Source organism: Cellulomonas sp. P4_D11 (assembly GCF_056401915.1).
This window is the reverse complement of the sequence record NZ_JBFUIK010000061.1, coordinates 1-10,732: the sequence shown is the minus strand read 5'-3', so window position 1 is coordinate 10,732 and position 10,732 is coordinate 1. Positions and strand designations below refer to the sequence as shown.

8 protein-coding genes are annotated in these 10,732 nt (G+C 72.5%); 5 read left to right on the top strand and 3 right to left on the bottom strand.

The window, feature by feature from the left end; genetic code table 11:
• From AC1DT4_RS19840 to AC1DT4_RS19830, 3 genes are all read right to left on the bottom strand, one after another.
• The coding region (locus AC1DT4_RS19840) for a glycosyltransferase (RefSeq protein WP_477091478.1) at positions 1-2,376 on the bottom strand (2,376 nt) is incomplete at its 3' end.
• Positions 2,373-3,347 carry a GDP-mannose 4,6-dehydratase gene (locus AC1DT4_RS19835; protein WP_477091477.1) on the bottom strand — a complete coding sequence of 325 codons (975 nt, stop codon included), beginning with the start codon at positions 3,345-3,347 and terminating at the stop codon, positions 2,373-2,375. The genes AC1DT4_RS19835 and AC1DT4_RS19840, both read right to left, overlap by 4 nt.
• A 4-nt stretch (positions 3,348-3,351) precedes the next feature.
• Positions 3,352-4,338: a GDP-mannose 4,6-dehydratase gene (locus AC1DT4_RS19830; RefSeq protein WP_477091476.1), complete on the bottom strand. Its 987-nt coding sequence runs from the start codon at positions 4,336-4,338 to the stop codon at positions 3,352-3,354.
• Positions 4,339-4,427: 89 nt separating this feature from the next.
• Here AC1DT4_RS19830 and AC1DT4_RS19825 point away from each other — a divergent pair, with 89 nt between their 5' ends.
• The 5 genes from AC1DT4_RS19825 (at position 4,428) to AC1DT4_RS19805 (ending at position 10,569) form a co-directional block, all read left to right on the top strand.
• On the top strand, positions 4,428-5,357 hold the full coding sequence (locus AC1DT4_RS19825) for an FkbM family methyltransferase (RefSeq protein ID WP_477091475.1): 930 nt from the start codon (positions 4,428-4,430) through the stop codon (positions 5,355-5,357).
• The gene (locus tag AC1DT4_RS19820) at positions 5,354-6,856 is read left to right on the top strand and encodes a glycosyltransferase (RefSeq protein ID WP_477091474.1); all 1,503 of its coding nucleotides are present in this window, start codon (positions 5,354-5,356) and stop codon (positions 6,854-6,856) included. The genes AC1DT4_RS19825 and AC1DT4_RS19820 overlap by 4 nt, the downstream gene beginning before the upstream one ends.
• Positions 6,853-8,382 carry a glycosyltransferase family 4 protein gene (locus AC1DT4_RS19815; protein WP_477091473.1) on the top strand — a complete coding sequence of 510 codons (1,530 nt, stop codon included), beginning with the start codon at positions 6,853-6,855 and terminating at the stop codon, positions 8,380-8,382. The genes AC1DT4_RS19820 and AC1DT4_RS19815 overlap by 4 nt, the downstream gene beginning before the upstream one ends.
• An 82-nt stretch (positions 8,383-8,464) precedes the next feature.
• A complete protein-coding gene (locus AC1DT4_RS19810; RefSeq protein ID WP_477091472.1) occupies positions 8,465-9,370 on the top strand; it encodes an ABC transporter permease in 906 nt (301 codons plus the stop codon).
• Positions 9,370-10,569, top strand: coding sequence for an ABC transporter ATP-binding protein (locus tag AC1DT4_RS19805; protein ID WP_477091471.1), 1,200 nt, complete (start codon positions 9,370-9,372; stop codon positions 10,567-10,569). The genes AC1DT4_RS19810 and AC1DT4_RS19805 overlap by 1 nt, the downstream gene beginning before the upstream one ends.
• Positions 10,570-10,732: the final 163 nt, after the last annotated feature.

Here is a 10,732-nt window from a genome sequence, read left to right as displayed (position 1 = left end):
GCGCCGGGGACCGCGCGACCGCGGCCGCGCCGACGGGGCGGCGGGGACGACGGCCAGGTCGGCCGCGCGGCGCGGCGTCCGGCAGAACTCCACGAGCGGGCTGAGCACGCGGCTCCACACGAACGACTCGGCGAGCTCGCGGACGGCAGCGCGAGCCGACTCGGCGGCCTCCTCGTCGAACAGCATCTCCTCGAGCGCGAGCTCGAGCGCCTCGACGTCCTCCGCCGGCACGACGCGACCGAGGCCGCGCTCGCGGATCAGCGCGCCGAACGTGTCCCCGCCGGTGGCGACGACCGGCAGCGAGGCCCACAGGTAGTCGAGGATCCGCGTGCGGAAGCTGAACGCCGTCTCCACGTGCTGGAAGTGCGTCGAGACGCCCACGTCGGAGTCGAGCAGGAAGTCGGCGCGCTGCTCGTACGGCACCCAGCCCTCGTTGAAGAAGACGTGCGTGCCGGTCAGTCCGAGCTCGCGCGCCAGCTCCTGGGTCTCCCACGCCATCCTCATGGCGGGCACGCCCGGGTTCGGGTGCTTCAGGCCGAGGAAGTAGAGCCGGACCTCGGGGTGCCGGTCCTTGAGCCGGTCGACGGCGCGCAGGAGCGTCAGCGGGTCGAACCAGTTGTAGATCCCGCCGCCCCAGAGGATGACCTTGTCGTCCGGCCCGATGCCCGGCACGGTGCCCTTGATCCCGTGCTTCTTCTGCACGGGCGCGCTGTCCTCGATGCCGAACGGGACGACCGCGAGCAGGTTGTCCAGCGACGCGTCCTCGTCGTACACGGCGGGGTTGATGCGGCCCTGCCCGGCCAGCTGGCCCAGCCAGAAGTCCCGCTGCTTGTCGGAGGCGCACAGCAGGAAGTCGGCGCGGCGCAGCTGCTCGTTGAGGGCGTGCGTCGTGACGTCGATCGCGTTCTGCCGGCCGTCCGGGCCGAGGTCGCGCGCCTGCTCGAGCTGCTCCAGGTGCATCGGGTCGTAGATGTCGGCGACGATCACCTTGTCGCTGCCCTTGAGCCACGGCGCGGTCTCGAGCAGGAACCCCTGGAAGATGATGACGTCGGCCCAGCCCGTCGGCTCCTTCAGGCCCGTCCCGGCGGCGTACTCGACCGCGAAGTCTGGGCTCGTGCGCTTCGCGCCGGCCGTGGAGACCAGGCGGACCTCGTGGTCCGGGGCGAGGGCCTTGGCGATCTCCCAGGCCCGGATCGCCGGCCCGGCCATCCGCTCGAGCAGCGGCTCGCCGGTGACCACGAGGATGCGGTGCCGGGCCGTGAAGTGCTCGACGATGCCGAACGCCTCCAGCAGCGCCTCGTGCGCCGCGAGGTACGACGGCATGCCGTATGCGGGCTCGATGGTCTCCCGGAACAGCGGGAACAGCTCCCGGTCGCTGCGCCGGCGCCGGCCCTGGAGCTCCCGGCGGGAGACTAGGAGGCTGGGCAGCTGCTCGACGAAGTAGTCGATCGCGTACGGCCCGGTGAGCGCCATCTTGGGGATCTCGACGGTGCCCACGTCGTCGCCGCCGGGCGAGCGCTGCAGGTCGAGCGCCGTGGCGTCGACGCCCGTGCGCGCGACGGACCGGCGCACCGCCAGGGCCATCGCGGCGGGCAGCGCGCGGGCCAGCGACTCGTCGTCGTAGTTCTTGTACATCGCGAGCAGCGCGTTGCGCTCGAGCAGGTAGCTCTCACGGAAGTTGCCGAACTTCTTCATGGTCACGTGGTGCTTGTGGAACGCGACCGAGCCGGGCACGTAGCGCACCCGGTGCCCGAGCAGGTTGAGCCGCCAGCCGAGGTCGACGTCCTCGTAGAACATGAAGAACCGCTCGTCGAAGCCGCCGACCTCGCGGTACAGCCCGGTGCGGACGAACATCGCGGCGCCGGTGCCGAACAGCACGTCCTTCGCGGTGTCGTAGGCCCCCGTCTCCGGCTTCTCGACCTCGCGCTTGTAGCCCATGCCGAACCAGGTCAGCGACCCGTCGACGTAGTCGATGAGGTTGCCGTCCCAGTCGAGCACCTTGGACGCCACCGAGCCGATGGTCGGGTCCTGCTCCAGCACCTCGACGGCCGCCCGCACCCAGCCCTTGTCGGGCCGGGCGTCGTTGTTCAGGAAGGCGACGTACTCGCCGCTCGCGTGGGCGACCCCGAGGTTGCAGCCGCCCGCGAAGCCCGAGTTCGAGCCGGAGTCGATGACGAGCGCGTCGGGCACGGCCGCCCGGATGCGCTCGGAGCTGCCGTCGCCGGAGTCGTTGTCGACCACGACGAGCTCGAGCCGCTCGGCCGGCCAGTCGACGTCGGCGAACGCCTGCAGGGCCGTGATCGTGTCGTCGGCACCCTTGTAGTTGACGAGGACGACCGTGACGACGCCGGGGCGGACGTCGGGGACCGCGCTCATCGGGCACCGGCCAGGAGCGCGACGTCGTGGTCGACCATCCGGCCGACGACCTGCTCGAACGTGACCGTCGGCGCCCAGCCGAGCACGCGGCGGGCCTTGGACGAGTCGCCGACGATCTCGGCGGCGTCCGCCGGACGGACGAACTGCGGGTCGACCACCACGTGCTCCTGCCAGTCGGTGATGCCCACGTGCGCGAAGGCCGCCGCGGCGAACTCCGCGACCGAGTGCGTGATGCCGGTCGCGACGACGAAGTCGTCGGCGTCGGCGTGCCGGACGGCCCGGACGAGCGCGTCGACGTAGTCGGCGGCCCAGCCCCAGTCCCGCCGGACGTCCAGGTTGCCCAGCGCGAGCGTGCCGCCGCCGTCCCGCAGGATGCGCGCGACCGCGACCGTGATCTTGCGCGTGACGAACGTCGTCGGCCGCAGTGGGGACTCGTGGTTGTACAGGATGCAGGTGGCCACGCCGAGCCCCCGCGAGCGGTACACGCCGGCCATGTGGTGCGCATAGGCCTTGGCGGCGCCGTAGGGCGAGCTCGGGCGGATCGTCGTGCCCTCGTCCTGCGGGGTGCGGTCGGGGGTGCCGAACATCTCCGCGCTCGAGGCCTGCAGCACGCGCACGGCGGTCCCGCGGCGCTCCTGGACGCGGAACGCCGCCTCCAGCACGGCCACGGCGCCCAACCCGGTGACCAGGCCCGTCACCACGGGCTCCGCCCATGAGTACGCCACCGAGCTGATCCCGCCGAGGTTGTACACCTCGGTCGGCGCCAGCTCGCCGAGCAGCCCGGCGAGCGCCGCCGCGTCCTCGAGGTCGCCGGCGTGCAGCTGCACCTCGGCCGGCAGCAGGTCCCGCACCGACGCGGTGCCCTCGACCGAGCGGACGAGGCCGTGCACGTCGTGCCCCTCGTCGACCAGGCGTCGGGCCAGCAGACGACCGTCCTGCCCGGAGATCCCGGTGACGAACACCGTCGTCACGTCGTCACCGACCAGCCAGAGCGCGCTGCTCCTCCAGGTCGTTGTCGACCATCATCGTGACGAGCGTCGGGAAGTCGACCTGGCGCTTCCAGCCCAGCTTCTCGTGCGCCTTGGCCGGGTCGCCGATGAGCAGGTCGACCTCGGCCGGCCGCATGAAGCGCGGGTCCTGCTTGACCAGGTGCGCCCAGTCGTCGATGCCGACGTGCTTGAAGGCGATGTCGAGGAGCTCGCGGATGGAGTGCGTCTCCCCCGTCGCCACGACGTAGTCGTCGGCCTCGGGCTGCTGCAGCATGCGCCACATCGCGTCGACGTAGTCGCCCGCGAAGCCCCAGTCGCGCTTGGCGTCGAGGTTGCCCAGCGTGATGTCGTCCTGCAGCCCGAGCGAGATGCGCGCGACCGCCTGCGAGACCTTGCGCGTGACGAACTCGGGGCCGCGGCGAGGGGACTCGTGGTTGAAGAGGATCCCGGAGGAGGCGTGCATCCCGTAGGACTCGCGGTAGTTGATCGTCATGTAGTGCCCGAAGACCTTGGCGACGCCGTACGGCGACCGCGGCCACAGCAGCGTGTTCTCGCGCTGCGGCACCTCCTGCACCTTGCCGAACATCTCCGAGGACGACGCCTGGTAGAAGCGCACCTTCGACATGTCGTCGTTCGAGTAGAGCCGCACGGCCTCGAGGATGTTCAGCACGGCCTTGCCGGTGACGTCCGAGGTGAGCATGGCGTTCTCCCACGAGTACGCCACGAAGGAGATCGCCCCGAGGTTGTAGACCTCGTCCGGCTGCGCGGTCTGCAGCGCGCGGATGAGGCTCGACATGTCCGTGAGGTCACCCGTGACCAGCTTGACGCCGGGCACCGTGGAGCGCACCAGGTCGAGCTTCGGGTTGTTCTGACCGCGGATGAGTCCGTAGACCTCGTACCCCTTGGAGAGCAGCAGCTCAGCGAGGTAGAGACCGTCCTGGCCGGTGATACCGGTGATGAATGCGCGGGGCATGATTCCTCGAGATCGACTGACGTCTGAACGCCTGGAGCCTAGCGGGTGGCGGCCGGAACAGGGTCACGAGCCCGCCGTATGATGCTCCGGTGCCCCAGGTCCCCACCTTCGTGTCGTATGCCCAGAACCGCGAGGACGTCGTCCTGTGGCGCGCGCTGCAGCAGGTCGAGGGCGGCCGGTACGTCGACGTCGGGGCCAACCACCCGAGCGCCGAGTCCGTCACCCGGGCGTTCTACGACCGCGGCTGGTCGGGCATCACGGTCGAGCCGGTCCCGTCCCTCGTGGAGGCCCACCGCACCGAGCGACCGCGGGACACGCAGGTCGAGGCGGCGGCCACGGACGGCACCACCGACACCGTCACCCTGCACGTGTTCGAGGGCACCGGGCTGTCCACGCTCGTGGACGAGTACGGCGAGCGGCACCGCGACGACGGCTTCGCCGGCACCGACCTCACGGTCCCGACGCGCACGCTCGACCAGATCCTCGCGTCGGAGTCGTGGGAGGGCGTCGACCTCCACCTGGCCGTGATCGACGTCGAGGGCGCCGAGCGCGCGGCGCTGACGGGGTTCGACCTCGCGCGCTGGCGCCCGTGGGTGCTGGTGGTCGAGGCCACCGAGCCCCGGAGCACCACGCCCTCGTGGGAGTCGTGGGAGCCGGACGTGCTCGCGGCCGGCTACCGCCTGTGCCTCTTCGACGGCGTCTCGCGCTTCTACGTCTCGACCGACCACCTCGACCTGGCGCCCGCGCTGTCCTACCCGGCGTGCGCGCTGGACGAGTTCGACACCGCGCACGACCTGGCGCTGCGCGAGCGGGTCGCCGCGCTCGAGGAGGACGTCGTCCGCTGGCGCGCCGCCGCGCTGACGCGGTGGGCGGACCTCGCGGTGGAGCTGCCGGCCCACGCGGACCAGCAGCGCCGCGCCGCCGCGCTCCAGGCGGAGATCGACGCGATGCACCGCACCGTCTCGTGGCGGGTGACCGCCCCGCTGCGCGCGGCCCAGGTCCTGCGGCGGGAGGGATGACGGCCCCCGTCACCGCGGCCCTCGCGCAGCGCCTCCGGGCGGCGGCCGACGCCGTCCTGCCGGTGGCACCCGAGCGGGACGACGAGCCGGCGCGCGACGCGCAGGCGTGCCTCGGTGCCCTGGTCGACCTCCTGCGCGCCGAGCGGTCCTCCGAGCTGGCGTGGCTCGTCCTCACCGTGCTGGCCGGCACGTTCCCGATCGCCTCGGACGTGCGCGCCGTGCTGCGGGACGTCGACCTCGAGGACCGGGTCGGCCTCGAGCTGAGCCTGCTCGACCGTGGTCACCAGGTCGCGTTCCGGTGCGACACCGTCGCCCTGCCGGCGCGGGTGGTCTCGGGCGTGATCGTCGACGTCGACGCCTCGGCCAAGTCGCGGTTCCACAACGGGATCCAGCGCACCACGCGCGAGGTGGTGCGCGCCTGGACCACCGACCGCGAGGTCACCCTCGCGGCGTGGACCTGGACGCTCGGCACCCTGCGCCTGCTGACCCCGCCCGAGTGGTCCCTCGCCGCCCGCTGGGACGACGCGGTCGAGGCGCCCGACGAGACGCCCGAGACCGGCCCCACGCACCACGTCGCGGACGACGAGGAGCCGGTGCTCGTCATCCCGTGGCGGGCCACGCTGGTGCTCGCCGAGGTGCCGCTGGCCGAGCACTGCGACCAGCTGGCCGCCCTCGCCGAGCTGTCGGGGACGTCGGTCGTCGCCATCGGGTACGACGCGATCCCGGTGATCAGCGCCGACCTGCGCCCGCTCGGCGAGCCCAACGGCTTCGCCGCCTATCTCACGGTGATCAAGCACGCGCACCGGGTCGCGGGGATCAGCTCCTCCGCGGTCGCGGAGTTCGCGGGTTTCGGCTCCGCGCTCGCGGCGCAGGGGCTGCCCGGACCGGAGGTCGTCGAGGTCATGCTGCCCGTCACCGTCCCCCCCGCGCCGCTCGGCTACCGGCGGGTGTCGCCGGACCGGCCGCTGGTCCTGTCGGTCGGCCGGCTCGAGCCGCACAAGAACCACGGCGCGCTCCTGTTCGCCGCCGAGCGGCTGTGGCGCGAGGGCGTCGAGTTCGACCTGCACCTCGTCGGCGCGCCCGGCTGGGACACGCGCTCGGTCGAGGCCCAGCTGGACCGGCTCCGGCAGGCCGGCCGGCCGGTCCGGTGGAGCTCCTCCGTGCGCGACGACGCCCTGTGGACGCTGCTGCGCGACGCGTCGTTCACGGTCTTCATCTCGCTGCACGAGGGATTCGGGCTGCCGGTCGCCGAGTCGCTGGCGTGCGGCACGCCGGTGCTCACGTCCTCGTACGGCAGCCAGGCCGAGATCGCGTCGGCGGGCGGCTGCCGGACGGTGGACCCCCGCGACGACGACGCGGTGCTCGACGCGCTGCGCGAGATGGTCACCGACGCCGGCCTCCGCGCCCGCCTGCGCGACGAGGCCGCGCAGATCCCCGCCCAGACGTGGCGGGCCTACGCCGACGCGCTCTGGGTCGCGCTCGTCGAGGACGCCGCATGAGGGTCCGATCCGTGGCCGGCGCAGGCGTCCGGCGCGTGCTCCGGGTGGGAGCCCCCACCCGGCCGGCGCGCATCCCGCCGCAGACCTGGCGCCGCCGCCTCGACCTCCTGGTCACCACCCTCGACCCGCAGGCCCCCGCTCCGAGGGACGACCGCGACGCCGAGACCCGGGCGGCCGCGTACCTCACCGCCCCCGACGACGCGACGACGTGGCTCGCGCTCGCCGTGCTGTCCGCCCGGCTCCCGACCGCCGAGCAGGTGGTCGATGCGCGGCGCCGCGCCCTGCTCGACGGGCCGCGGGCGATCGCCGACGCCGCGCGCGCCGCCTCGACCCGGGCGTCGGTCGCCCGGGAGGTGCGCGTCCTGGTGGGCGGCACCGTGGTCGACATGGGCGACCTCGTGCTCTACCCCCTGGGCACCGGGATCCAGCGGGTGGCCCGCCACGTCGGCCGCGCCTGGCGCGACACCGAGGACTTCACCGCCGTGGGCTGGACCGCGGACATGGACGCGATGGTGGCGCTCGACGCCGCGGGCCGCGACCGTGCGCTGGAGCCCGACCGCGCCGTCGAGGTCCCGGCCTCCTCGGGCGCCGACGCCCCGCAGGTGCTCGTGCCGTGGCGCTCGACCTATGTCCTGCCCGAGCTGGCGATCCAGCCCCGGCGCTGCGCCGCGCTGCAGGCGCTCGCCCGCCACAGCCCGAGCCGGTGCGCCGTGATCGGCTTCGACTGCGTCCCGCTCACCTCCGCCGAGACCGCGGCCACGGGCTTCCCGGCCGTGTTCGCCCTCAACCTCGCCGCGGTCGCCGAGTTCGACGTGGTCGCGACGATCTCGCAGGCCTCTGCGGTCGAGTACGAGGGCTGGCGGCGCATGCTCGGCGGCGCCGGGCTGGACGGACCGTCGGTGGTCCCGCTCCTGCTCCCCGCGGACGCGCCGGCGGCCACCGACGAGGACCTCGCCGAGGCGCGCGACCAGCTCCTCGTCGCCGACCTCCCGTTCGTCCTGTGCGTCGGCAGCCACGAGCCCCGCAAGAACCACCTGGCGGTGCTGCACGCCGCCGAGCTGCTCTGGCGGCAGGGCGTGCGGTTCAGCCTCACATTCGTGGGCGGCGCGTCCTGGAACAGCGGCGAGTTCACCGAGCGGCTCGCGCAGCTGCGCGCCGCCGGGCGGCCCGTCGAGTCCGTCAGCCGGCTGAGCGACCGGCTGCTCTGGGCCGCCTACCGGCTGGCCCGCTGCACCGTCTTCCCGTCGGTCAACGAGGGCTTCGGGCTCCCGGTCGCCGAGTCGCTGGCGGCGGGCACGCCCGCCATCACGTCCGCGTTCGGCAGCATGGTCGAGATCGCGGACGGGGGCGGCGCGCTCCTCGTCGACCCCCGCGACGAGAGTGACCTCGCCCACGCCCTGCGCCGCCTGCTCACCGACGACGCCCTCCACGCGACCCTCGCCGCCGCCGCCGCGACCAGGCGAGCGACCACCTGGGACGCCTACGCGGCCGACCTGTGGCGGGTCGTGCACGGCAGCGACGCGTGAGCCCGTCCCAGATCGGCACAGGTAGTCTGTCGACGCCGATCCAGCGGTCGGTTGCACGACGACCCGCAGGAGCATCGAACGCATGACGACAGCCAGCGAAGAGCGCGCGGCCCGCCTCGAGCAGGAGCCACTCCGGACCACGGGTCCGACGCCGGGCCTCGCGGCCGGCACCTCGGCGCAGCTGCGGGACATCTGGAAGCACCGCGAGCTGCTCGACATGCTCATCCGCCGCGAGCTCAAGGCGCGCTACAAGGACAGCACCCTCGGCTTCGTCTGGAGCCTGATCCGCCCGCTGACGCTCCTGCTCATCTACTACGTCGCCATCGGCCAGTTCATGGGCGCCGCGCGGCAGATCCCGAACTTCGCGGTGTTCATCTACACCGGCCTGACCGCGTGGACCCTGTTCTCCGAGGCCGTCACCACCGGCACCGGATCAATCGTCGGCAACGGGGGCCTGATCAAGAAGGTGTACCTGCCGCGGGAGATCTTCCCGCTGAGCTCGCTGGGCTCGTCGTTGTTCAACTTCGCGATCCAGCTGGGCATCCTCATCCTGGCGACGATCGTCACCGGTCAGTTCCCCACCGGCACGCGCTGGCTGTACCTGCCGCTGTCGCTCGCGGTGATCGTCGTGATCTCGCTCGGCCTGTCGCTGCTGCTCTCCGCGGTCAACGTGTACCTGCGGGACGTCGCCTACCTGGTGGACATCGGGCTGATGATCGCCTTCTGGGCCTCGCCGATCGTCTACTCCTGGGCGCAGGTGAGCGGCCAGGTCGACAGCCCGGTCCTCGAGAACATCTACCTGGCCAACCCGATGACGCTCGCCGTGATGGGGTTCCAGCAGACGTTCTGGGTGGGTGGCGACGGGCAGCCCGTCCCCCCGAACCTCGCCGCGTGGCTGTGGATCTGGCTCGCCGTCGGCATCGTCTTCGTCTGGGTCGCGCAGCGGATCTTCGTGCGCCTCCAGGGCAACTTCGCGCAGGAGCTGTGATGGGCAACCCCACCGTCGTCGAGGTCGTCGACCTGTCCAAGCGCTTCGTCATCCGCAAGGAGAAGTCCCTCAAGGAGCGGCTGGTCAACTTCGGCCGGTCCAACCTCCACAAGGAGGACTTCTGGGCGCTGCGCAACGTCTCGCTCGAGATCGAGTCCGGCAGCACGGTCGGCCTCATCGGCCCGAACGGGTCGGGCAAGAGCACACTGCTGAAGTCCATCGGCGGCATCCTGCAGCCGACCTCGGGCCTGGTGCGGACCCGGGGCCGCATGGCGGCGCTGCTCGAGCTGGGCGCCGGGTTCCACCCGGACCTGACCGGCCGCGAGAACGTCTACCTCAACGCCGCGATCCTGGGGCTGTCGACCGCGCAGACCGACAAGCACTTCGACGCGATCGTCGACTTCTCCGGCATCGAGCAGTTCATCGACACCCAGGTGAAGTTCTACTCGTCGGGCATGTACGTCCGGCTGGCGTTCGCCGTCGCGGTCCACGTCGACCCGGACATCCTGCTGGTCGACGAGGTCCTCGCGGTCGGTGACGAGCCGTTCCAGCGCAAGTGCATGGACAAGATCCGGTCGTTCCAGGGCGAGGGCCGCACGATCATCTTCGTCACCCACGGCCTCGACCAGGTCGCGGACCTGTGCGACCGGGCCATCGTGCTCGAGCACGGGGTGGTGACCGCCGACGGCCCGCCGCGCGAGGCCCTGCGCGTGCTGCGCACGGAGTTCGACCAGATCCGCGAGGGCGAGATCGCCCGCGAGCGCGCGCTCCTGCAGGACGGCCCCACGGTGGACGTCAAGATCACGAGCGTCGGCATGGTGCACGCCGGCACCCAGGTGACCAGCGTGGCCGCGGGCGAGCCCCTGACCGTCCGCATCACGGTGGACGCACCGACACCGCTGGAGAGCTGGGCGCTCGGGTTCGGGTTCGACTCGCTGGGCGGGCAGACCATCTACGCGACGAACAGCCGCATGCTCGGCGTCACGATGCCGCCCGTCTCGGGCGTGCAGTCGTTCGACTTCCAGGTTCCCGCCACGATGCTCGGCGAGGGGACGTACTCGCTGCACGGCATCATCACCGACGGCGGCGGGTCGGAGCTGCACAAGGTCCGCGAGGCGGCCTCGCTCGAGGTCACCGCCGCCGGGCGCGAGGCCGGGTACCTCCACCTCGGCACGACGCTGGACCCGACCCCGGTCTGACGGCGGGCGCCGCGAGCGCCCGGCCGATCCGGCCGAGGTCGGCGCGCCGTGCCCCCGCTCGTCGCCCGCGCACAGCATGCTGGCACGATGCGTGCCCGCCTCGCCCTCGTCACCGCCGCCGCCCTCGCGCTCGCGACGGTGGGTGTCACGGCCGCGTCGGCTG